This window comes from Streptomyces sp. NPDC034043 (assembly GCF_055575675.1).
Genome location: NZ_JBVISF010000003.1, coordinates 163,474 through 184,065, shown reverse-complemented (window position 1 = coordinate 184,065; position 20,592 = coordinate 163,474). Strand labels below are relative to the sequence as shown.

Below are 20,592 nucleotides of genomic sequence, written 5' to 3'. Positions count from 1 at the left end.
GAAAGAGAGACCACGGACATGGGCACGCCCTTCGAACCGCCGGTGAACCGCACCCCGCAGGAACTCGTCACCGAGCTGCGCGGGCTGACTGACGTCCACTGGGAGACCGTCTGGAACGGCCCGCCCCTGCCCAGCCAGGGGTTGGACGAGTGGTGCGCCCAGTTCGGCTGGACACCGACCCAGTTCGAGTACGTCCTCAACGTGGTCACGCGGACCGGGGGCACGATGACGCTGAACGCGCTGGGAGGCAGCTGGGCACCGGTGCACAGCCTCTCGTACTGGGTGTGGGGCTCGTTGTCAGTCGCCCCCGAGGGCAACGCCCAGGTGCTGACCGATGCCGACGAGGCGTGGCCCCTCTACCGCGACGCCGTGTCCTCGGTGCTCGGCGCACCAGCCTGGGACGGCGCCTGGGACTCGGCGGACTTCCCTGACGAGCTCGGAGAGTACGCCGTGCCCAAGCTCGAGAGCCGCCTCAAGTACAAGCGCCCCTACCGCATTGCCTACTGGGAGCTCAACGCTCCGGACGGCGCACTCGCCAGCCTGACCATCACCCCCGCGACGGGTACCGCCGACGGGTCCCGTCCCGGAGCGGTCAACATGAGCCTCGACGTGTATCCGCGTCCGCTGAAGGCCGGGCGACGGTGAGCTCGGAGCCGATACCGAAACACATAGCGGAAGGCGCCTTGGCGCGGGCTCACGCCCGTGAGCTGGCAGCCAAGGACGCCCGGCTCGACCCGGACGCCGTGGTGGAGCAGATCTCGGCTTCCGCCGTGGCGGCAGGGCTGAAGGACATCGTGCTGGACGACGGCAAGTCGCTGCTGTCCAAGGAGAGGCAGTACATCGACGCCCTCGCGCGGGACAAGGCGAAGCTCACTCCGCCAGAAGGGGCCAGGCCGATCAGCGCCTTCTGGTCGCACGGCCTCGAGCACCCGGACGCGCCGAAGAACGACAAGGGCGTGCACTTCCTGTCCCAGCGCTTCATCGCGGAGCAGTGGGCCGCCGAGCAGAACACGATCAGCGCCGGCTCCGCCCAGACCCTGGAGACGACCCAGGGCGGCCGGGAGCTGGATGGCATGTTCCTGTGGGAACCGGCGATCATCCGGGCTCTCGGTGGTGAGAAGGCGGGCTTTCCCGAGGGCTACGCCAAGGCCAAATGGGACGAGATCTCCGCGACGTACGGCGGTTTGGCCGAAGGGCGGGTGGTGGTCTTCGCGGACATCGGCAACACCCGGGCGGTCCTGCACCAGAAGGAACTCGGCACGCTCTGCGAGAACCCGAACGTCGGGCTGCACAACATCAACTTCGTGTACGAGGCCCCCCAGTCCTGGCCCGAGGTGACCCGGGCCGAGGCCGGCACGAACGCCGTGCGGGCCGTCGCGCAGTTCGACAACAAGGACCTCCCCCGCTACATCGACCCGTACGCCTTCGCGGCCGACAGCCCCGAGGCCCGCAAGGCGAAGATCGACAATCTGATGGAGGCCGTAGCCCCGGGGCAGGCGCAGGTCCCCGCCGTCGAGGCGCCCGAGCAGCAGGCCACGCCGAAGCGCCTGCCCAGCCCGCTCTGGCAGATGGGCATCCAGCAGCCGACCACCGTCACCCGGCGCGAGACCGCTGGACCGGCCTCCGGAGCTGAAAGCGCGGGCGCTCCGGCCCTCACCCTCCGCGCCCCCGCACCAGGTATGGACGGTCCGTGATGACCCCGCGCCCCTCCCTCGACTCCTTCCGTCGGCTGCTCCGTCAGGAGCGCGACGACGCGTGGGCCGTGCGGCTGCTCCGCCGGATCGTCTTCGGCATCGCCGGCGCCTACACCCTCTTCATGCTCGCCTCGACCAGCATGGCCTCGTTCATCACGATGGCCGCGCTGCTGGTCCTCGCCGTGCTGGTGTGGCTGCTGCGCCGTCGCGGCCAGCTGCTGCTCGGTCTCGCCTCGACCGTCGTCACCGCCGCGATGACCGGCTACCTGGCGGCCGCGGGCGACATCGCGCGTGGGTCCTCCGGCGGACTTCTCAGCGGCCAGGCGGTCTTCGGCTACTGGGCGCTCGGCGGTATGGCGCTGCTGGGCGCCTGGATGCTCAAGCGGCCCAGGGGCCGCCGGGGCGTCACCGTCGTCCTGGCCGACGTACTCCTCGTCGGCGCGTCCGGGGTGGGTATGGTGGCGCCGCTGTACGGCGTACCCCTTGGATTTCTCGGCGTCGTAGGGGTTCTGATGCTTCGTAGCGGAACGTTCTCCCGCGTTAACCGGCGTGAACCGAGGCTGGAGCGCCGGGGTCTGCGCCGGATCGCGGCAGCCGCTGACACGGATGCGCGGTGAGCTGGTGGGCCGGCATTTCCGTTGTGTAATAAGTGATCGACAGCAGGTGGTACGGCTTTGCCGCTGCCAATTGGCCTGCTCTAGAGTCCCCGTTGGTCACAAAGAACATCGGGGGACTTCTTTCATGGCGAGGACAGCGATGAGTACCCGGCCGGCATCGATGCTGCCGGCCACCACGACGCTTCTGCCTTGCCAGCGGCGGCCCGACATCTTCGCGGAGCCGCTCCTGACACGTCCGTCCGCGGGTGCTCCGGAACTGCCCTTCCGCATGCGGCGGAGCCAGGCCCTCACCCATGCGGCCCGGCAGCTGTGCTTCTCCTGCCCCGTGTGGGCCGAATGCCTGCAGGGCTCTGTCGTCCGGTCCGATCCGGGCGGTTACGCCGCCGCCACCACAGAGCAGGACCGGCGCTGGATCCGCAGGTGGCTGCACATCGGCGACAGCCGGGGACGCTTGACCGCCACCGCGTCCGCCACGGGCGACGGCTGCGGTGAAGCGGTTGAAGCAGCCGCGGTACTGGACGCGTTCAGCGCCCTCCAGGAGCACCGGGCACGCCGGCCATCGGGTTCCGGCCAGGGGACGGTTCCCGCCCAGCGGCAGGATCCGGCACAGCACTTCCCGGCGGACCGCCGACCGCGCACCGACACGGACGAGATATCGAAGGCGGGCGCCCCGGCCCTGTCGGGAGCACGCATCGCCTACTCGCTCGCCGATCCGGCCCTGGCCATACAGAAGGCCGTGCTCGGTCCGCTGGCGTCGGCCACGCTCCCCATGCTCAAGGTCACCGAGCAGCTCGCCGGGATGCTCGCGTTCACCCCGTCCGCCGCCGTGGCGCCCGAGCTCCTCGCCGCGGTCACCCGGACCCGCATGAGCCTGGAGTCCTGGCGTGCGGCAGCAGGCGACGAGACCGCCTACGAGGTGACGGACGGCGCCCTGACCGGTTCCGTGAGCATCGAGCTCGCGACCAGCGACCCCGTCGCCGCGCTGCGGCAGGACATCTTCGAGCCCCTGCTGCGCCGCCTGGCCGACTCGCTGCACCACGTGGAGGCCATCACGGCGGTGCTCGTCCCCGCAGCCCACACCGCGGACCCGGCCGCCGTCGCGCACGCCGGGAATCTGGCGGCCGTACTGGAAGCGGTGCGCGAGCTCGGCTCCCACCTGGAGCGCTACCAGCCCCACACTCCGCGCCAGGACCACGGCGAGGGCCACGCGGGCATCCAGTGCGACAATCGCCCGCACCACTCCGCCACGGGGGCGGGCGGGTCCGGTCCCTGGGGCGTCCCCAGCCTGCGGCGCGCTGTGGAGACGGCGGTGTCCTCCTTCCCAGGTCACTTCACTAGCCGCGACGTGGTCGGCGCGCTGCCCCCGGGTGCCTACCAGGACGCGGGGAAGTCGGTCAGCAACGCCCTGTCCGCCATGGTCAAGGCGGGCCGACTCCTACGGGTCTCGCGCGGCACCTACACCGCGAACCGGCCGTCCACCGGCGAAGCCGTCCCGAACTCCTGAAAGGCAGTCGCCGTGCAGCCCACCCCTCCGGCCGCGGAAGTCCGCGTCTTCTCCCAACACGCGGGCCTGATCGACGAGGTCCCCGTGACGGCCCCGCCCTTCGGCAACATCCAGGACGTCGTCATCGGCATTCTCCAGCAGCGCGCCCAGCAGCTCGGCTTCCCGACCCCTGCTGTGATAACCGACGACCGCTACGGCGGTGCGGTCCGCCTCCTCATCCACCCCGACGGCAGCACCGAAGCCCTGCCCGACGCCCAGCCCTGAACGCGGTTCCGCAGGATGCGTCCCGCCCTGTCGCTTCCCTGACCCTCGGGGGTCTCGGAAACGGCCCTGTCCAGGCAACGGGCCGCCTCGGCAGCCGGGCCGGTGCCGATCAGCGCGGAGCCGGAATCCGCGGTACCGCCTGGAATCCGGGTCGATGCGACACCAGCCGGCGGGATCGACTCATGGGTACGGGCGGCCCGTGACAGGCCGAAGGTCCAGCTGAGACAGGCTCGTGGAGCTTGATGCCTTGTGGCCGGGGCGGCGGATGACGGGAATCGAACCCGCTCTATAAGCTTGGGAATCACCCGGTACCTGAGCATGGAAATGGGCTCTGACCTGCGAAAACGGTCGGCACCGATTTCGGCCTGACTGCCTCGTCGGCCCCCTTGCTGACCGCTGTTTACCGTCCCGACCGGCACGTTGTGGCACGACCCCTCATGCGGGGACAGGAACCTGCCCCTCGAAGTCCGTAGGAGCAGTTGCTCTCCGCGAGGTCCGCTGTCGGTGCCGGCCGGCGTGGGGGGCCGTCGTCTTACGGGCTGTCCGCCTCGTGTTCCCTGATCGCTGCCTCCACCAGGGCGCGCGCCGCCCAGGTGATGGCCTCCTCCTCGGCCTCCGGGCCAAGACCGCGGACGTCGCGCAGGGCGATCTGCGCCTCCCAGCCGACCACGATGGTCAGGGCCGAGATCAGCCGCTGGTACGACTCCGGGCTCAGGGTGTCGCGGAGCGGTTCGCAGGCCTGCTCCAGCCATTGGATCCGGCGGGGGCCGCGGCGCGGCCCGGCCGGCTCCGGAGTCTCGCCTGCCGGTTGATCGACGGTCAGGCGGATCAGTCGGCGGCCGAGGGGAAGCGACTGCGGTGAGTACTTCAACAGCGTCCTTATGAGGGCGTCCACCCGGCCCGCGGGGTCGCCGGCCAGTGCGGGGTCGTTCAGCGCTTCCTCGACCGGGGGCTCGTTGAGCGCGCCGGCGGTCGCGTCGATCAGCAGGTGGTCGAGGCTCGGGAAGTACGCGTAGACCGTGCGCCGCGACACGTCGGCGGCGGCCGCGATCTCGTCGATGGACGGCGTCGCTCCGCCGGCGCTCAGCCGGACCGCCGCGTCGACGATCGCCTTGCGGGTGCGGCGGCGCTGCGCTTCACGCCCGCCGCGGCGGACCGGATCGTCACTGGTCATCGTGGCCTCTCGCTCCCGGATCGGGTCGGTGGGGTCTTGACGCCCCCTCAGGGAATAAGTATATCTTCATGCAGTCGCTGCACAGGAGTGCAGTGAACGCACAGTCGTGTACTTGATGGTGGGGCAGGTCACACAGCCGTACCCGTCACAGGAACCGGGGCGTCGGTGTCTTGAGGCCGAACCCCTTGAAGTGGAGGACGCAGCATGAACGAGAACACCGATGTGGTCGTGATCGGCGGAGGGTACGCGGGCGTCATGGCGGCCAACCGTCTGACGCAGCGCGGCGACGTGACGGTGACGCTGGTCAATCCGCGCCCGGACTTCGTCCACCGCATCCGCCTCCACCAGCTGGTGGGCGGGACCGACACGGCGGTCGTCGGCTACCGGGAGGTCCTGGCTGAGGGCGTACGGCTGGTGGTCGACAGCGCGACCCGGATCGACTCGGCCGGGCGTGCCGTGGAGCTGGCGGGCGGCGGCACGGTCGGCTACGACTATCTGGTCTACGCGGTGGGCAGTGGCAGCGCCGACCCGAGCGTGCCCGGTGCGGCCGAGTTCGCCTATCCCATCGGCACCTTCGAGGAGGCCGGGCGGCTGCGGCCCGTCCTCGACGCCGCGCCCGCGACGGCCGCGGTGACGGTCGTCGGAGCCGGCCCGACCGGCATCGAGACCGCCGCCGAGCTTTCGGAGGCGGGCCGCGCCGTGACGCTGGTGTGCGGCGGGGCGCTCGGACCGTACCTGCACCCCCGGGGCCGGCGCTCGGTCGCCAAGCGGCTGGCCAAACTCGGGGTGACCGTCCTCGACGGCCCCGGCGCGAAGGTGACGGCCGTGACCCGCGACGCCGTACGGCTCGCCGACGGCCGCACGCTGTCGAGCGAGGTGACCATCTGGACCGTCGGCTTCGGCGTACCGGACCTGGCCGTGCGCAGTGGGCTGAGCACCGACGCCCTGGGCCGGCTGCTCACGGACGAGACGCTGACAAGCGTGGACGACGTCCGCATCATCGCCGCCGGGGACTCGGCGGCGCCGTCGGGCCTGCCGCTGCGGATGAGTTGCCAGGCCGCGATGCCGATGGGCGCGCGCGCCGCCGACACGGTGCTGGCCCGGATCGCGGGTGAGCGGCCCGAGACCCTCAACCAGTCCTTCGCCGCCCAGTGCATCAGCCTGGGCCGGGCAGACGGCATCTTCCAGTTCGCCAACCGGGCCGACGTCGCGGTGTGGTTCAACATCGACGGCCGCCTGGGCGCGAAGCTCAAGGAGACGGTGTGCACGGGCGTCGTCAAGCACCTGGCCGACGAGGCGGGCAAGCCCGGCGCGTACCGCCTGCACCGCGTCTCGGGAGGCGCCACGCGACAGCGACTGCTCCAGGCCAAGCAGGCTGGGCAGGCCGAAGCGCCGGTGGCAGTGGCCGCGCCGTGAGCATCGGGGCGCAAGGCGACGACAGGGTGACGTTCGGCCGTTTCCACGATGCCGTGAACAGCGGCGATCTGGAGGTCATCTCGAAGACGATCGACGAGGTCGTCGAGCCGGACGTGCTGTTCCACGCGCCGATACCGACAGGTGCGAGGGGGGCGCAGGCCCTCAAGCAAGTGTGGGAGGTGCTCCTTCGGGCCTTCCCCGACCTTCACGTCAGGGTCGAGGACGTGATCGCCGAGGGGGACAGGATCGTCTTCAGGAACACCGTCACCGGGACCCACCGAGGCGAGTACAGGGGCCTTCCGCCGACCGGAAGATCCGTGGCATACGACGAGATCTTCATCTTCCGCTTCGCAGGCGGCAGGATCGCCGAGATCTGGGGGGTCGTCGACATCTTCTCGCAGATGCGGCAGCTCGGCATGCTTCCCGCAGCGGGCCAGGGGGAGGCGCCAACTGAGCGAGCCGACGATCGGGCATGAGCCCCCATATTGCCCAGCACCAGCAGACAACCCGGCGCCCTGTCGTCGCAGTTGGGGCACGCGCATGGCGTGCGTGCCCCGAGAGGTCTGGGCAACAAACAAAGCCCCAGGTCGCTGACCTGGGGCTTTGTCGTGGAGCGGATGACGGGAATCGAACCCGCGCTATAAGCTTGGGAAGCTCATGTTCTACCATTAAACTACATCCGCAAGTGGGCCAGCTGCCTGGATCCCTACCGTTGCACACTGTACCCCATGATCGACCCCCGGTGAATTCTCCCCTCGGGGTCGTTCTCGTTTCCGGGGTGCAGGAGGGTTCGTGGGGGCGGGAGTTGGGGCGTACCGTGGGGGTGCGGAGCGGCGGCTGGAGTGGGTCCCGATCATCCCCTAATGTGGCGATTCATCGCAGTACGGCTCGTTGGGGAAAGGGACTCGATGGAGCACACAGTCGTCCGTTGTGCCGAAGGGCATGTTTTCAACACCGCTTCGTTCCCGTTGCAGCACCTCGGTGCCGGACGGATCGGCCCCGGGCGGCTGCTGCGCTGTCCGCGGTGCGCGCGGCTGCGGCACGCGGTGCCCGTCGGCGGCGTCAAGCGCTAGGGCGGCGGGCCGGTAGTCACGGGCGCGCGGGTTCCTTCCCGATTGGGGCGGCCCGCGCGCTCTGCGTATCCTCGGGACGTGCTTCTCTCCGACAAAGACATCCGGGCCGAGATCGACAGCGGACGGGTTCGCATTGACCCGTTCGACGAGTCGATGGTGCAGCCCTCCAGCATCGACGTGCGTCTCGACCGGTTCTTCCGGGTCTTCGAGAACCACCGCTACGCGCACATCGACCCCGCCATCGAGCAGCCCGACCTGACCCGCATGGTCGAGCCCGAGGGCGACGAGGCCTTCATCCTGCATCCGGGTGAGTTCGTGCTCGCCTCGACGTACGAGGTGATCTCGCTGCCGGACGACATCGCCTCCAGACTGGAGGGGAAGTCCAGCCTGGGCCGCCTCGGTCTGGTGACGCATTCGACGGCCGGTTTCATCGATCCCGGGTTCTCGGGTCACGTGACCCTGGAGCTGTCGAACCTGGCCACCCTGCCGATCAAGCTCTGGCCGGGCATGAAGATCGGGCAGCTGTGCATGTTCCGCCTCAGCTCGCCCGCGGAGTTCCCGTACGGCAGCGAGCGGTACGGCTCCAGGTACCAGGGGCAGCGCGGGCCGACCGCCTCGCGTTCCTTCCAGAACTTCCACCGCACCCAGGTGAGGCACGAGGCATGAGCGAAGTACGCGAGAACCTGAGCTACGAGGGCTTCGGCCGGGCCGTCCGCGAGCTGGCGCAGACCATCGCCGACGACGGCTACGAGCCCGACATCATCCTGAGCATCGCCCGCGGCGGGGTGTTCGTCGCTGGCGGCCTGGCGTACGCGCTGGACTGCAAGAACATCCACCTGGTGAACGTGGAGTTCTACACCGGTGTGGGCACCACGCTGGAGATGCCGGTCATGCTGGCGCCCGTGCCCGAGGCGATCGACTTCACCGACAAGAAGGTCCTCATCGCCGATGACGTGGCCGACACCGGGAAGACGCTCAAGCTCGTCCACGACTTCTGCCTCGGCCACGTCGCCGAGGTGCGCTCCGCCGTGATCTACGAGAAGTCCCACTCGCTCGTGCAGTGCGAGTACGTGTGGAAGCGCACCGACGACTGGATCGAGTTCCCCTGGTCCGTCCAGCCGCCCGTGGTGAAGCGCGAGGGCCAGGTCCTCGACGCCTGATCGGAGTACTAGTACGGAGTACGAGGAAGGGCCCGCCGCGCGACTCGCGCGGCGGGCCCTTCTCCGTACGGGTGCGTACCGGGCGGCGGCTAGAGCGTGCCCAGCTTGATCATCGAGAGCAGTGCGACCAGCTGGATCGCGGACGCGCCCAGCGCCTTCTGCCAGGGCAGGTCGTGCGACTTGCTGACCATCGAGGTGAAGAGCGCACCGGCCGCCAGCCAGGTCACCCAGCCCAGTACCTGCACCACCATGTTGTCGCCGCCCAGGAACACCGCCACCAGCAGGCGCGGCGCGTCCGTGATGGACATGACCAGCATCGACAGGCCCACCGTCGGCTGCCACGCGCCGTCACCGCCCAGCTGGCGGGCCAGGGTGTGGGTCACCGCGCCGAGGATCAGGCCGCAGAGGACGAAGGCCACGCCGGCGCTGAGGATGATCGGGATGACCTGGGTGAGGGTCGCCTTGATGGCGTCCTCGCGGGCCTTGTCGAAGCCGAAGACCGCGAGCATGCCGTAGACGAAGGTCACGACCAGCGCGGGACCCCAGACGGCGTAGTCCCGCATCTGGAAGAAGGTCGGCCCCGGCCGCAGCACGATGCCGCGCAGCAGGTCCTTCCAGTGCAGCCGCGGCCCGACGGGGGCCGCGGAGGCCGCGCCGGCCTGGTACGTCGCGCCCTGGCCGTACGGGTCCTCGCCGACCGAGAACGCCTGGGTGTGGCCCGGGTCGTTCGCGTACGAGGACCCGTGCGGGGCCGCGTACGGGTCGTGCGGCGGCTGCGGCTGGGCGTACTGGCCGTGCTGGCCCGCGGGGCCCGGCTGGCCGTACGGGTCGAAGTACTCCGGCTCGCCGTGGTCGCCCGTGGCGCCCTGGCCCGGCCAGTGCTGCTGCGGCGGCGGACCGGCGGGCGGGTAGGGCTGATGGCCGTACGGCGTCTGCGGCGCTTGCTGCTGACCGTACGGCTGCTGCCGCGGGGTGTGCGGGGGTTGCTGCGGGGGGTGGTTGTCGTCCCTGCCGCGTCCGATCCTGAATCCAGCCACGTGATCGAAAGTACCTGCTCCGCCGGGCGGCCGTGGCCGGGCCACCGGAACCGGCGGCCTTTGCGGCTGACCTGTGACATCCCCTAGGGGGAGTGGGGGGAGGGGGATTTGGGCTGTTGTGTGGGCTTGTGGGGCGGTTCGGCGCGCGGCCGACGGAAGGCGTACGTATCGGGGCCGTGGATCGAACCGGCCCCTGCCCCTCCCGGAATCGCGGAACGGCCGGTCCCCCGTACGTACGGGGAACCGGCCGTCTCGCTCGCTGTCCTGGCGGGCCTGCGGTTACTTGGCCGCCTCGGACTTCGTCCCGCCCTTGTCCTCGGCCTCGGGAGCCTCCGGAGCCTCGGCGGCCTCGGCCTCGGCCTCGGCCTCGGCGTCGGCCTTGGGCTCCGTCTTCGCCTCGGTGTCGGCTTCCGGCTTCGCCGGAGCTGCCTCGGGCTCGGCGGCCTCGGCGTCGGTGTCGGCCTTCGGCTCGGCCTCGGAGGCCTCGGCCTTCGGCTCGGCCTCGGCCTTGGGCTCGGCCTTCGGTTCGGCCTCGGCCTCCACCGGAGCGGCCTTGGGCTCGGTCTCGGCCTCGGCCGGAGCGGCCTTGGGCTCGGTCTCGGCCTCGGCCGGAGCGGCCTCCTCCTCGGCAGCGGCCTCGGCCTCGGCCGGAGCGGCCTCCTCCTCGGCAGCGGCCTCGGCCTCGGCCGGAGCGGCCTCCTCCTCGGCAGCGGCCTTGGCAGCCGCCTCGGCCTCGGCCTTCGCCTTGGCTTCCGCCTCTTCCTTGGCCTTCGCCTCGGCAGCGGCGGCCTCCGCCTTCGCCTTGGCCTCCGCTTCCGCCTTGGCCTTCGCCTCGGCCTCCGCAGCGGCCTCGGCAGCGGCCTCGGCCTCCGCGGCGGCGGCCGCCTCGGCCAGCTCCTCCTCCGTCGGCTCCGGTGCCTTCACCGACTCCAGCAGCAGCTGCGCCACGTCCACGACCTGGACGGATTCCTTCGCCTGGCCGTCGTTCTTCTTGCCGTTCACCGAGTCGGTCAGCATCACCAGGCAGAACGGGCACGCCGTCGACACGATGTCGGGGTTCAGGGACAGGGCCTCGTCGACGCGCTCGTTGTTGATGCGCTTGCCGATCCGCTCCTCCATCCACATCCGCGCGCCGCCGGCGCCGCAGCAGAAGCCCCGCTCCTTGTGGCGGTGCATCTCCTGCTGCCGCAGCCCCGGCACGGCCGACATGATCTCGCGCGGCGGCGTGTAGACCTTGTTGTGCCGGCCCAGGTAGCAGGGGTCGTGGTACGTGATCAGGCCGTCGACCGGCGTCACCGGCGTCAGCCGGCCCTCGTCGATCAGGTGCTGGAGCAGCTGCGTGTGGTGGATGACCTCGTACTCGCCGCCCAGCTGCGGGTACTCGTTCGCGATGGTGTTGAAGCAGTGCGGGCAGGTGGAGACGATCCGCTTCGCCGACTTCGGCTTCTTCGTCGACGGGTCGTCGTCGTCCTCGCCGAAGGCCATGTTCAGCATGGCCACGTTCTCCTGGCCCAGCTGCTGGAACAGCGGCTCGTTGCCCAGTCGGCGCGGCGAGTCACCGGTGCACTTCTCGTCGCCGCCCATGATCGCGAACTTGACGCCCGCGATGTTCAGCAGCTCCGCGAAGGCCTTCGTCGTCTTCTTCGCCCGGTCCTCCAGGGCGCCGGCGCAGCCGACCCAGTACAGGTAGTCGAACTCCGAGAGGTCCTCCGCGTCCTTCCCGATGATCGGGACCTCGAAGTCGACCTCCTTCGTCCACTCCACGCGCTGCTTCTTGGCCAGGCCCCAGGGGTTGCCCTTCTTCTCCAGGTTCTTGAGCATCGTGCCCGCCTCCGACGGGAACGCGCTCTCGATCATCACCTGGTAGCGGCGCATGTCGACGATGTGGTCGATGTGCTCGATGTCGACCGGGCACTGCTCCACACACGCACCGCAGGTCGTGCAGGACCACAGCACGTCCGGGTCGATGACGCCGTTCTCCTCGGCGGTGCCGATCAGCGGGCGTTCGGCCTCGGCCAGGGCCGAGGCGGGGACGCCGGCGAGCTGCTCCGCCGTGGCCTTCTCGTTGCCCTCCATGTCCTTGCCGCCGCCCGCGAGCAGGTACGGGGCCTTCGCGTGCGCGTGGTCGCGCAGCGACATGATGAGGAGCTTCGGGGACAGCGGCTTGCCGGTGTTCCAGGCGGGGCACTGCGACTGGCAGCGGCCGCACTCGGTGCAGGTGGAGAAGTCGAGGATGCCCTTCCAGGAGAACTGCTCGACCTGGGAGACGCCGAAGACGTCGTCCTCGCCGGGCTCCTCGAAGTCGATCTCCTTGCCGCCCGAGGTCATCGGCTGGAGGGCGCCGAGCGCCGTCGAACCGTCGGCGTTGCGCTTGAACCAGATGTTCGGGAAGCCGAGGAAGCGGTGCCAGGCCACACCCATGTTGGTGTTCAGGGAGACGGTGATCATCCAGATGAACGAGACGCTGATCTTCACCATGGCGGTGAGGTAGATGGCGTTCTGGAGGCCTCCGTACGAGAGCCCCTTGAAGGCCAGGACCAGCGGGTAGGAGGCGAAGTACGCCGGCTCGTACGACTCGACGCCGTGGATCGCGCCCTCGAGGCCGCGCAGGGCGAGGATCGCGAGGCCGATGGTGAGGATGACGTACTCGACGAAGTACGCCTGCCAGGCCTTCGAGCCGGCGAAGCGCGACTTGCGACCGGCCCGCGAGGGAAGGTTGAGCAGGCGGATCACCATCAGGACGACGATGCCGACGACCGTCATCACGCCGATGAACTCGGTGTAGAGCTCGAAGGGCAGGAAGTCGCCGACGATCGGCAGCAGCCAGTCCGCCTGGAAGAGCTGGCCGAAGGCCTGCACCAGGGTGGGCGGCAGCGTCAGGAAGCCGATCGCGACGAACCAGTGCGCGAAGCCGACGATGCCCCACCGGTTCATCCGGGTGTGGCCGAGGAACTCCCTGACCAGGGTGATCGTTCGGTCCTTCGGGCGGTCCGTGCGGCTGCCCGCCGGTACGGGTTGGCCGAGCTTCACGAACCGGTAGATCTGCGCCACGGCTCGGGCGATCAGCGCGACGCCGACCACGGTCAGGACCAGCGACACGATGATCGCGGCGAGTTGCATGGGAGGGCTCCTCGGGCGGGACTTACTAAGCGGTAACTTATTGAGTCAAGGCTTGAGGTTACCCAGTTCCCGCGCCGCACTGTAGGTGAGCGTGCGGTGATCTGTGTCGCTCAGGCTTGCCTCTGTCGGTAGGCCGCCCGAGGGGTCTTCGCGAGGATCGCGAGATCCATCCCCAGCCAATGGCTCTCCACATAGTGCCGGTCCAGCAGCACCATCTCCTCCCAGGGTAGGTCGGAGCGGGCGCTGACCTGCCACAATCCGGTCATTCCGGGGCGTACGAGCAGCCGTTCGGGGTGGTCGGTACGCGGCTCCGGGCGCGGCCCGACCAGCGACATCTCCCCGCGCGCCACGTTGAGCAGCCGCGGCAGCCCCTCCAGCGCGCACCGCCGCACCAGCGCGCCCGTCCGCCCCGCGCCCTCGGTGCGCAGCCGCCAGGCGCCGAACGGCCGCCCGCCGAGCCCGAGCGCGGGTTCGCGTACGAGGACCGGTGCGCGGGAGACCGCGTACAGGGCGGCGGCCGCCGCCAGCAGCGGGGCGGCGCACACCGCCAGCAGCAGCGCGGCCCCGATCAGGTCACAGACCCGCTTGGCCGGCGGCCGGGCCGGCCACCGCGGCCGGAGCCCCAGGCGCAGCCCGGGCCGGGCGGGGAGGGGGAGGAGCGAAGGCATGCCAGCACGCTGCCGGACGCCCGCCGCGGCCCGGGCGCGCCGCGCGGCGCGCCCGGGGCCTGGAACCCGTTCGGACGTGCCCCGCGGAGGCCCGCCCCGGGGCGGGTGTGAGTGTAGGGGGAGCCTAAAGGTTGAGCCCCCTCGGCTCACCTCTGTTGACGCTCGCCGAGCCTTGGGGCATCCTTGAGTCTGTTCCACTCAAGTCAGCTGGAGGAATCGAAATGGCACGTGCGGTCGGCATCGACCTGGGCACCACTAACTCCGTCGTCAGCGTTCTCGAAGGCGGCGAGCCCACCGTCATCACCAACGCCGAGGGTGCCAGGACCACGCCGTCCGTCGTCGCCTTCGCCAAGAACGGCGAAGTCCTCGTCGGCGAGGTGGCCAAGCGCCAGGCGGTCACGAACGTGGACCGGACCATCCGCTCCGTCAAGCGCCACATGGGCACTGACTGGAAGATCAACCTGGATGGCAAGGACTTCAACCCGCAGCAGATGAGCGCCTTCATCCTGCAGAAGCTGAAGCGCGACGCCGAGGCGTACCTGGGCGAGAAGGTCACGGACGCGGTCATCACCGTCCCGGCGTACTTCAACGACTCCGAGCGCCAGGCGACGAAGGAGGCCGGCGAGATCGCCGGTCTGAACGTCCTGCGCATCGTGAACGAGCCGACGGCCGCCGCCCTGGCCTACGGTCTCGACAAGGACGACCAGACCATTCTCGTCTTCGACCTCGGTGGCGGCACCTTCGACGTGTCGCTCCTGGAGATCGGCGACGGTGTCGTCGAGGTCAAGGCCACCAACGGTGACAACCACCTCGGTGGTGACGACTGGGACCAGCGCGTCGTCGACTACCTGGTGAAGCAGTTCCAGAACGGCCACGGCGTCGACCTGTCCAAGGACAAGATGGCGCTCCAGCGTCTGCGCGAGGCCGCCGAGAAGGCGAAGATCGAGCTGTCCTCCTCCACGGAGACCTCGATCAACCTGCCCTACATCACGGCTTCCGCCGAGGGCCCGCTGCACCTGGACGAGAAGCTCACGCGCTCGCAGTTCCAGCAGCTCACCGCGGACCTGCTCGACCGCTGCAAGACCCCGTTCCACAACGTCATCAAGGACGCCGGCATCCAGCTGTCCGAGATCGACCACGTGGTCCTGGTCGGCGGCTCCACCCGCATGCCGGCCGTCGCCGAGCTCGTCAAGGAGCTCACCGGCGGTCAGGACGCCAACAAGGGCGTCAACCCGGACGAGGTCGTCGCCATCGGCGCCACCCTCCAGGCCGGTGTGCTCAAGGGTGAGGTCAAGGACGTCCTGCTCCTCGACGTGACCCCGCTGTCCCTCGGCATCGAGACCAAGGGCGGCATCATGACCAAGCTCATCGAGCGCAACACCACGATCCCGACCAAGCGGTCGGAGATCTTCACGACGGCCGAGGACAACCAGCCGTCGGTGCAAATCCAGGTCTACCAGGGTGAGCGCGAGATCGCGGCGTACAACAAGAAGCTCGGCATGTTCGAGCTGACGGGCCTGCCGCCGGCCCCGCGCGGCGTCCCGCAGATCGAGGTCTCCTTCGACATCGACGCCAACGGCATCATGCACGTCACGGCCAAGGACCTCGGCACGGGCAAGGAGCAGAAGATGACCGTCACCGGCGGCTCCTCGCTCGGCAAGGACGAGGTCGACCGCATGCGCCAGGAGGCGGAGCAGTACGCGGAGGAGGACCTGCGCCGCAAGGAGGCCGCCGAGTCCCGCAACCAGGGCGAGCAGCTCGTCTACCAGACGGAGAAGTTCGTCAAGGACAACGAGGACAAGGTCCCGGCCGACGTCAAGGCCGAGGTCGAGGCCGCCGTCACCGAGCTGAAGGAAAAGCTCAAGGGCGAGGACACCGCCGAGATCCGCACCGCGACCGAGAAGCTCGCCGCGGTCAGCCAGAAGCTCGGCCAGGCCATCTACGCCGACGCCCAGGCCGCCCAGGCCGCCGGTGACGCGGGCCAGGCCGGCGCGGCGGACGCCGCCGACGACGTGGTCGACGCCGAGATCGTCGACGACGAGAAGCCGAAGGGCGGCGCTGCCTGATGTCGGAGGAGACCCCGGGTTTCGACAAGGAGCCTGAAGTCCCCACCGGCGCCGGCGCTGACGACGCGGAGCCGAAGGCCGCCGACTCCTCCACGGAGGGCGAGGCGGCCCCGGCCGGGGACAAGGCCCAGGACGTGGCGCTGCTGGCGCAGCTGGACCAGGCCCGTACCGCGCTCGGCGAGCGCACCGCGGACCTCCAGCGGCTCCAGGCCGAGTACCAGAACTACCGCCGCCGCGTGGAGCGGGACCGGGTCGCCGTCAAGGAGATCGCGGTCGCGAGTCTGCTGACGGAGCTCCTCCCGACCCTGGACGACATCGGCCGGGCGCGGGAGCACGGCGAACTGGTCGGCGGCTTCAAGTCGGTGGCCGAGTCGCTGGAGACCGCCGCCGCCAAGATGGGGCTGCAGCAGTTCGGCAAGGAGGGCGAGCCCTTCGACCCGACGATCCACGAGGCCCTCATGCACTCGTACGCGCCGGACGTCACGGAGACGACCTGCGTGGCGATCCTGCAGCCGGGGTACCGGATCGGCGAGCGCACGATCCGCCCCGCGCGGGTCGCGGTGGCCGAGCCCCAGCCGGGCGCGGCTCCCGCCGCGAAGTCCGAGTCCGGTGACGGCGACACGCCGTCCGACAAGGACACGGATGCCCCCGACGAGGGCTGACGCACACCATGTAGGGATCCGAGAGGAGGGACACCCGGGATGAGCACGAAGGACTTCGTCGAGAAGGACTACTACAAGGTCCTCGGTGTCCCGAAGGACGCCACCGAGGCCGAGATCAAGAAGGCGTACCGGAAGCTCGCCCGCGAGTTCCACCCGGACGCCAACAAGGGCGACGCCTCGGCCGAGGAGCGCTTCAAGGAGATCTCCGAGGCTAACGACATCCTCGGCGACGCCAAGAAGCGCAAGGAGTACGACGAGGCCCGCGCGCTGTTCGGGAACGGCGGCTTCCGCCCCGGCCCGGGCGGCGGCGGCTCGTTCAACTTCGACCTGGGCGACCTGTTCGGCGGTACGCAGCAGGGCGGCCAGGGCGGCTTCGGCGGCGGCCTGGGCGACGTCTTCGGCGGCCTGTTCGGCCGCGGCGCCGGCACCGGTGCGGGCCCCCGCACCCAGCCGCGCCGCGGTCAGGACATCGAGTCGGAGGTCACCCTCTCCTTCACGGAGGCCGTGGACGGCGCGACCGTCCCGCTGCGGATGTCCTCGCAGGCCCCCTGCAAGGCCTGCTCCGGCACCGGCGACCAGAACGGCACCCCCCGGGTGTGCCCGACCTGCGTCGGCACCGGCCAGGTCTCCCGGGGCAGCGGCGGCGGCTTTTCGCTGACCGACCCCTGCGCGGACTGCAAGGGCCGCGGCCTGATCGCGGAGACCCCCTGCGAGGTGTGCAAGGGCAGCGGGCGCGCCCGCAGCTCCCGCACCATGCAGGTCCGGATCCCGGCGGGCGTCTCCGACGGCCAGCGGATCCGGCTGCGCGGCAAGGGCGCGCCGGGCGAGCGGGGCGGCCCGGCGGGCGACCTGTACGTGGTGGTGCACGTCGGCACGCACCCGGTGTTCGGCCGCAAGGGCGACAACCTCACCGTGACGGTCCCGGTGACCTTCGCGGAGGCCGCTCTGGGCGCCGACATCAAGGTGCCGACCCTGGGCGGCCCCCCGGTCACCCTGAAGCTCCCCCCGGGCACCCCCGGCGGCCGCACCATGCGGGCCCGCGGCAAGGGCGCGGTCCGCAAGGACGGCACCCGCGGCGACCTGCTCGTCACGGTGGAGGTCGCGGTTCCGGCGGAGCTGTCGGACAAGGCCCGCGAGGCCCTGGAGACGTACCGGGACGCGACCGGGTCCGAGGACCCGCGCGCCCTCCTGTTCGAGTCCGCGAAGGGAGCATGACATGGACGGCCGCCGACGACAGCCCCGCTTCGGCGAGGGGGCGTACCAGCTCACCGACGAGACCCCGGTCTACGTGATCTCGGTGGCCGCCCAGCTCTCGGGCCTGCATCCGCAGACCCTGCGCCAGTACGACCGCCTCGGCCTGGTCTCCCCGGACCGTACGGCCGGCCGCGGCCGGCGGTATTCGGCCAGGGACATCGAGCTGCTCCGCACGGTGCAGCAGCTGTCCCAGGACGAGGGCATCAACCTGGCGGGGATCAAACGGATCATCGAGTTGGAGAACCAGGTGGCCGCGCTCCAGCAGCGCGTCGCCGAGCTGTCCGCCGCCGTGGACGGTGCGGCGGCCGCCCTCCGGGCCCGCGAGGCCCAGGTGCACGCCTCGTACCGCCGCGACCTGGTCCCGTACCAGCCGCCGGTGCCGGGCAACGCACTGGTCGTCTGGCGCCCCAAGCGCACCGGCGACTGACTTCCCCGAGCGCCCTGAAGGCCCCGTCAGCCCCTCCCGTCGCGGAGCGGGCCCCGACGGGGCCTTCGCGCGTCACGGGCGCTCCGAGGGCCCGTACGGCCCGCCTCAGCCCTCGGGGAGCTCCGCCGGGGGGTTGCCGCTGTGCAGGATCCCGGACTGGGCGATGAGGTAGCCCAGCTGGGCCCGGCTGCCGCTGCCCAGGGCGGCGGCCAGCTTCGCGATGTGCGCGCGGCAGGTGCGTACGTTCATTCCCAGCCGGCGGGCGATCGCCTCGTCCACGTGCCCCTCGATCAGCAGCTGGGCGATGGACCGCTGGACTCCCGAGATACCATCCGGGTGGTGCGTGTAGGTGACCTCCTCGCCCAACGGCACGGCTCTGCGCCACAGTTGTTCGAAGACCTTGATGAGGTAGTCCACCAGTCCCGGGTGCCGCAGTTCCAGGGCCACCCGCCGGTCGTCGCTGGCGGGGATGATGGCCACGGTGCGGTCGAAGATCATGAGACGCTCTATCAGCTCCTCCAGTGTGCGGATCTCCACCTTCCCCGTGGAGATCCGGTCCACGTAGGCGAGCGTGCCCTGGCTGTGCCGCACGGTGTGCTGGTAGAGCGTCCGGATGCTCACCCCGCGGTCGATCATCGGCGTGGCCCGCTCCAGGGACTCGCTGAGGACGAAGGTGGGGCGGGCGCCACCCGGCTGGACCGTCAGCGCCTCGGTGTGGCACTCGGCGGTGGCCAGGTCGATGGCGGCGTTGATCTGGTCGAATCCCTCCAGCACCGTGATGGCGTGGGTGTTGGCGGGGCTCTGCGCGCTGATGGTGAGGAACGGCTCGAATGCATCGGTGAGATCTACGGCGGTGCGTCTGCGTTCCTGGATCTCGCGTTCGATCGGATGGAGCCGCTGGGCCAGTGCGATGGACGGCGGAACCGCGCGCAGCTGGTTCGCGTCGTCCGGGTCGGGACGCAGCAGTGCGAATTCGAGCAGGCAGGGGGCGTTTACGGCCTCGCCGCGGGCCACGCGGCCGGTGCTCAGGGCGGCCGCGTACAGTCGCGCCCCCTCGCTGCACATCTCGGTGACGGGGTGGTGATGTGTCGGGTTTATGTCGCTCTTGGGCAAATCTCCACCCCCCAGGGTCCTGAACATGTAAGAACATGATGCATCGTCCCTGTGGCACTGACGTGCCTGAATGAGCCATCGTCTGTCAGTGCGGGGGAGAGGATTCCATCAAGTGAGGACGAAGCCGACCATGTATAAGAGAATGCTTCGCTCGGCGCTTGCCGTTGTTTTCTCCGCCGTCGCGGTCTTTGGAGCAGTCGTCGCCGTCAGCGGTGACGAGGGAAGCGCTCAGGCTGGTGCCAGCTCGTTGGCCGGGACGGCGGCCGAGAGCGATTTCGGCTGGAACAGCACCCCTGCGAAGGCGTCCTGATGACCCCCGACGACCGCGACTTCCGCCGCGAAATGGCTTCCGCCTACCGTTCCGGGTGGCAGTTCATCGACCTCGCCACGGCGATCCCCTACGCCGGCGACTCGCTGATGGTCACCCTTTTCGGCCAGCCGATAGTCGTCGTGCGCGAGGAGGACGAGGACGTCCGTGCCTACCGCTGCCTGCGCCGCCCCCGGGGCGCACCGCAGCCCGTCCGCTGCGAAGTGCGGTACGGCATGGTCTTCGTCAACCTCGACCAGCGTGACCACCAGCTCTTCGAACCCGATATCACCACCGCCACCCCCCGCAGTGCCTGAGGCGATTCCCCCGTCGTTGCAGATCGCTCCAGGTGCTACCCCCACACAACGGCGCCATCGTGGACCTGACCACGATGGCGCCGTTGTGATGTGCGCGTCCAGTGGTTGAACCGGACAATCGCCCGAGGGTCCGTCGGGAAACGCTCGAAGGCTCCCGCCGCCACTGACCGCCGCCCGCCGCCCGCCCTCAGGCCCGGCCCATGGCCCGGTCGAGGGTGATCTCCAGGACCACCCGGTCCGGGTTCGGCGAGGGCATCCGCCCGTACCGCTCCGCGTAGCGCGCCACGGCCTCGGCGACCGACGCCTCGTCCGTGCGGACGACCGCGCGCCCCTCCAGGGTGGCCCAGCGCTTGCCCTCCATCTGGCAGACCGCCGCCCGCGCGCCGCCGCCGGGCGCCGCCAGGACGTTGCGGACCTTCTTGCTGTGCTTGTTGCTGATCACCCGTGCCAGCCCCGCCTCGGGGTCGTAGGTCACGCCCACCGGCACCACGTGCGGGGTGCCGTCCGGGCGCGGGGTGGTCAGGGTGCAGACGTGCCGCTCCCGCCAGAAGGCGAGGTACTCGGGCGTCGGGTTGAGTACGTCATGGGACATGGGCGGAAGCGTACGCCCGCGGACCGGCCGATCCGGCAGGAGAACTCCTTGAGTGGAATAGACTCAACTTTGCGGATGCTGAATCTGTCAGAGTCCGCACGCCGCAGCCCGTCGCGTGCGAAGCGCC

20 protein-coding genes and 1 tRNA gene are annotated in these 20,592 nt (G+C 70.2%); 14 read left to right on the top strand and 7 right to left on the bottom strand.

The features are described from left to right. Nucleotides 1–18 precede the first annotated feature (18 nt). From ACZ51S_RS09260 to ACZ51S_RS09240, 5 genes are read left to right on the top strand one after another with little or no spacing between them, the layout of a single operon-like run. Complete coding sequence (locus ACZ51S_RS09260; protein ID WP_468960339.1) at nucleotides 19–645, top strand: hypothetical protein; 627 nt, start codon at nucleotides 19–21, stop codon at nucleotides 643–645. Between the two features lie 38 nt (nucleotides 646–683). Then, nucleotides 684–1,694 (top strand): hypothetical protein, encoded by a 1,011-nt coding sequence (locus ACZ51S_RS09255; RefSeq protein ID WP_468885625.1) that lies wholly within the window; start codon nucleotides 684–686, stop codon nucleotides 1,692–1,694. Continuing rightward, complete coding sequence (locus ACZ51S_RS09250; protein ID WP_468478089.1) at nucleotides 1,694–2,311, top strand: hypothetical protein; 618 nt, start codon at nucleotides 1,694–1,696, stop codon at nucleotides 2,309–2,311. Before ACZ51S_RS09255 ends, ACZ51S_RS09250 begins: the two co-directional genes overlap by 1 nt. Then, a complete protein-coding gene (locus ACZ51S_RS09245) occupies nucleotides 2,301–3,815 on the top strand; it encodes a WhiB family transcriptional regulator (protein ID WP_468960337.1) in 1,515 nt (504 codons plus the stop codon). The genes ACZ51S_RS09250 and ACZ51S_RS09245 overlap by 11 nt, the downstream gene beginning before the upstream one ends. 12 nt (nucleotides 3,816–3,827) lie before the next feature. Then, nucleotides 3,828–4,079 carry a hypothetical protein gene (locus ACZ51S_RS09240; protein WP_468478091.1) on the top strand — a complete coding sequence of 84 codons (252 nt, stop codon included), beginning with the start codon at nucleotides 3,828–3,830 and terminating at the stop codon, nucleotides 4,077–4,079. A 532-nt stretch (nucleotides 4,080–4,611) separates the two neighbouring features. Here ACZ51S_RS09240 and ACZ51S_RS09235 read toward each other — a convergent pair. Continuing rightward, a complete protein-coding gene (locus ACZ51S_RS09235) occupies nucleotides 4,612–5,253 on the bottom strand; it encodes a TetR/AcrR family transcriptional regulator (RefSeq protein WP_468478092.1) in 642 nt (213 codons plus the stop codon). Between the two features lie 204 nt (nucleotides 5,254–5,457). Between ACZ51S_RS09235 and ACZ51S_RS09230 the strand changes: the two genes are divergently transcribed. Both ACZ51S_RS09230 and ACZ51S_RS09225 read left to right on the top strand, forming a co-directional pair. Then, nucleotides 5,458–6,669, top strand: coding sequence for an NAD(P)/FAD-dependent oxidoreductase (locus ACZ51S_RS09230; protein WP_468478093.1), 1,212 nt, complete (start codon nucleotides 5,458–5,460; stop codon nucleotides 6,667–6,669). After that, nucleotides 6,666–7,145: an ester cyclase gene (locus ACZ51S_RS09225; protein WP_468960333.1), complete on the top strand. Its 480-nt coding sequence runs from the start codon at nucleotides 6,666–6,668 to the stop codon at nucleotides 7,143–7,145. Before ACZ51S_RS09230 ends, ACZ51S_RS09225 begins: the two co-directional genes overlap by 4 nt. A 133-nt stretch (nucleotides 7,146–7,278) precedes the next feature. Here ACZ51S_RS09225 and ACZ51S_RS09220 read toward each other — a convergent pair. Further along, nucleotides 7,279–7,352 (bottom strand) — tRNA-Gly (locus tag ACZ51S_RS09220). A gap of 468 nt (nucleotides 7,353–7,820) precedes the next feature. On the opposite strand from ACZ51S_RS09220, the gene dcd reads away from it, so the two are divergent. Continuing rightward, nucleotides 7,821–8,408, top strand: a complete 588-nt coding sequence (dcd, locus tag ACZ51S_RS09215) for a dCTP deaminase (protein ID WP_468478095.1) — start codon at nucleotides 7,821–7,823, stop codon at nucleotides 8,406–8,408. Continuing rightward, nucleotides 8,405–8,902, top strand: coding sequence for a phosphoribosyltransferase (locus ACZ51S_RS09210; protein WP_388933271.1), 498 nt, complete (start codon nucleotides 8,405–8,407; stop codon nucleotides 8,900–8,902). Before dcd ends, ACZ51S_RS09210 begins: the two co-directional genes overlap by 4 nt. 89 nt (nucleotides 8,903–8,991) lie before the next feature. Here the strand turns inward: ACZ51S_RS09210 and ACZ51S_RS09205 are convergent, their stop codons facing one another. The 3 genes from ACZ51S_RS09205 to ACZ51S_RS09195 all read right to left on the bottom strand — a co-directional run bounded on the left by ACZ51S_RS09205 (nucleotide 8,992) and on the right by ACZ51S_RS09195 (nucleotide 13,727). After that, nucleotides 8,992–9,939, bottom strand: coding sequence for a Yip1 family protein (locus ACZ51S_RS09205; protein WP_468478096.1), 948 nt, complete (start codon nucleotides 9,937–9,939; stop codon nucleotides 8,992–8,994). A 279-nt stretch (nucleotides 9,940–10,218) separates the two neighbouring features. Next, the gene (locus ACZ51S_RS09200; RefSeq protein ID WP_468960330.1) at nucleotides 10,219–13,059 is read right to left on the bottom strand and encodes a heterodisulfide reductase-related iron-sulfur binding cluster; all 2,841 of its coding nucleotides are present in this window, start codon (nucleotides 13,057–13,059) and stop codon (nucleotides 10,219–10,221) included. Between the two features lie 110 nt (nucleotides 13,060–13,169). Continuing rightward, a complete protein-coding gene (locus ACZ51S_RS09195) occupies nucleotides 13,170–13,727 on the bottom strand; it encodes a sugar transferase (protein WP_468801276.1) in 558 nt (185 codons plus the stop codon). Nucleotides 13,728–13,948: 221 nt separating this feature from the next. On the opposite strand from ACZ51S_RS09195, the gene dnaK reads away from it, so the two are divergent. From dnaK to ACZ51S_RS09175, 4 genes are read left to right on the top strand one after another with little or no spacing between them, the layout of a single operon-like run. Then, on the top strand, nucleotides 13,949–15,793 hold the full coding sequence (dnaK, locus tag ACZ51S_RS09190; RefSeq protein WP_468801274.1) for a molecular chaperone DnaK: 1,845 nt from the start codon (nucleotides 13,949–13,951) through the stop codon (nucleotides 15,791–15,793). Then, nucleotides 15,793–16,455 (top strand): nucleotide exchange factor GrpE, encoded by a 663-nt coding sequence (gene grpE, locus ACZ51S_RS09185; RefSeq protein ID WP_388933285.1) that lies wholly within the window; start codon nucleotides 15,793–15,795, stop codon nucleotides 16,453–16,455. Before dnaK ends, grpE begins: the two co-directional genes overlap by 1 nt. Before the next feature lie 39 nt (nucleotides 16,456–16,494). Next, entirely contained in the window at nucleotides 16,495–17,670 is a 1,176-nt protein-coding gene (dnaJ, locus tag ACZ51S_RS09180; protein WP_388933287.1) for a molecular chaperone DnaJ, read from the top strand. 1 nt (nucleotide 17,671) lies between these two features. Beyond that, complete coding sequence (locus ACZ51S_RS09175; protein WP_467890142.1) at nucleotides 17,672–18,136, top strand: heat shock protein transcriptional repressor HspR; 465 nt, start codon at nucleotides 17,672–17,674, stop codon at nucleotides 18,134–18,136. Between the two features lie 105 nt (nucleotides 18,137–18,241). Here ACZ51S_RS09175 and ACZ51S_RS09170 read toward each other — a convergent pair whose 3' ends face one another. Further along, nucleotides 18,242–19,276 (bottom strand): helix-turn-helix transcriptional regulator, encoded by a 1,035-nt coding sequence (locus ACZ51S_RS09170; RefSeq protein WP_468476319.1) that lies wholly within the window; start codon nucleotides 19,274–19,276, stop codon nucleotides 18,242–18,244. Nucleotides 19,277–19,558: 282 nt separating this feature from the next. Here ACZ51S_RS09170 and ACZ51S_RS09165 point away from each other — a divergent pair, with 282 nt between their 5' ends. Then, nucleotides 19,559–19,873: a Rieske (2Fe-2S) protein gene (locus tag ACZ51S_RS09165; protein ID WP_030228709.1), complete on the top strand. Its 315-nt coding sequence runs from the start codon at nucleotides 19,559–19,561 to the stop codon at nucleotides 19,871–19,873. Between the two features lie 187 nt (nucleotides 19,874–20,060). Here ACZ51S_RS09165 and ACZ51S_RS09160 read toward each other — a convergent pair whose 3' ends face one another. Beyond that, nucleotides 20,061–20,465: a pyridoxamine 5'-phosphate oxidase family protein gene (locus ACZ51S_RS09160; RefSeq protein ID WP_388933297.1), complete on the bottom strand. Its 405-nt coding sequence runs from the start codon at nucleotides 20,463–20,465 to the stop codon at nucleotides 20,061–20,063. Nucleotides 20,466–20,592: the final 127 nt, after the last annotated feature.

What these genes read in the sequence shown, in the direction of transcription:
- grpE (WP_388933285.1), top strand. Translation starts at nt 15,793, where the DNA reads ATGTCGGAGGAGACCCCGGGTTTCGACAAGGAGCCTGAAGTCCCCACC.
- ACZ51S_RS09160 (WP_388933297.1), bottom strand. Translation starts at nt 20,465, where the DNA reads ATGTCCCATGACGTACTCAACCCGACGCCCGAGTACCTCGCCTTCTGG.
- ACZ51S_RS09200 (WP_468960330.1), bottom strand. Translation starts at nt 13,059, where the DNA reads ATGCAACTCGCCGCGATCATCGTGTCGCTGGTCCTGACCGTGGTCGGC.
- ACZ51S_RS09195 (WP_468801276.1), bottom strand. Translation starts at nt 13,727, where the DNA reads ATGCCTTCGCTCCTCCCCCTCCCCGCCCGGCCCGGGCTGCGCCTGGGG.
- ACZ51S_RS09170 (WP_468476319.1), bottom strand. Translation starts at nt 19,276, where the DNA reads ATGTTCAGGACCCTGGGGGGTGGAGATTTGCCCAAGAGCGACATAAAC.
- ACZ51S_RS09230 (WP_468478093.1), top strand. Translation starts at nt 5,458, where the DNA reads ATGAACGAGAACACCGATGTGGTCGTGATCGGCGGAGGGTACGCGGGC.
- ACZ51S_RS09260 (WP_468960339.1), top strand. Translation starts at nt 19, where the DNA reads ATGGGCACGCCCTTCGAACCGCCGGTGAACCGCACCCCGCAGGAACTC.
- ACZ51S_RS09245 (WP_468960337.1), top strand. Translation starts at nt 2,301, where the DNA reads ATGCGCGGTGAGCTGGTGGGCCGGCATTTCCGTTGTGTAATAAGTGAT.
- dnaJ (WP_388933287.1), top strand. Translation starts at nt 16,495, where the DNA reads ATGAGCACGAAGGACTTCGTCGAGAAGGACTACTACAAGGTCCTCGGT.
- dnaK (WP_468801274.1), top strand. Translation starts at nt 13,949, where the DNA reads ATGGCACGTGCGGTCGGCATCGACCTGGGCACCACTAACTCCGTCGTC.
- ACZ51S_RS09210 (WP_388933271.1), top strand. Translation starts at nt 8,405, where the DNA reads ATGAGCGAAGTACGCGAGAACCTGAGCTACGAGGGCTTCGGCCGGGCC.
- ACZ51S_RS09175 (WP_467890142.1), top strand. Translation starts at nt 17,672, where the DNA reads ATGGACGGCCGCCGACGACAGCCCCGCTTCGGCGAGGGGGCGTACCAG.
- ACZ51S_RS09165 (WP_030228709.1), top strand. Translation starts at nt 19,559, where the DNA reads ATGACCCCCGACGACCGCGACTTCCGCCGCGAAATGGCTTCCGCCTAC.
- ACZ51S_RS09235 (WP_468478092.1), bottom strand. Translation starts at nt 5,253, where the DNA reads ATGACCAGTGACGATCCGGTCCGCCGCGGCGGGCGTGAAGCGCAGCGC.
- ACZ51S_RS09250 (WP_468478089.1), top strand. Translation starts at nt 1,694, where the DNA reads ATGACCCCGCGCCCCTCCCTCGACTCCTTCCGTCGGCTGCTCCGTCAG.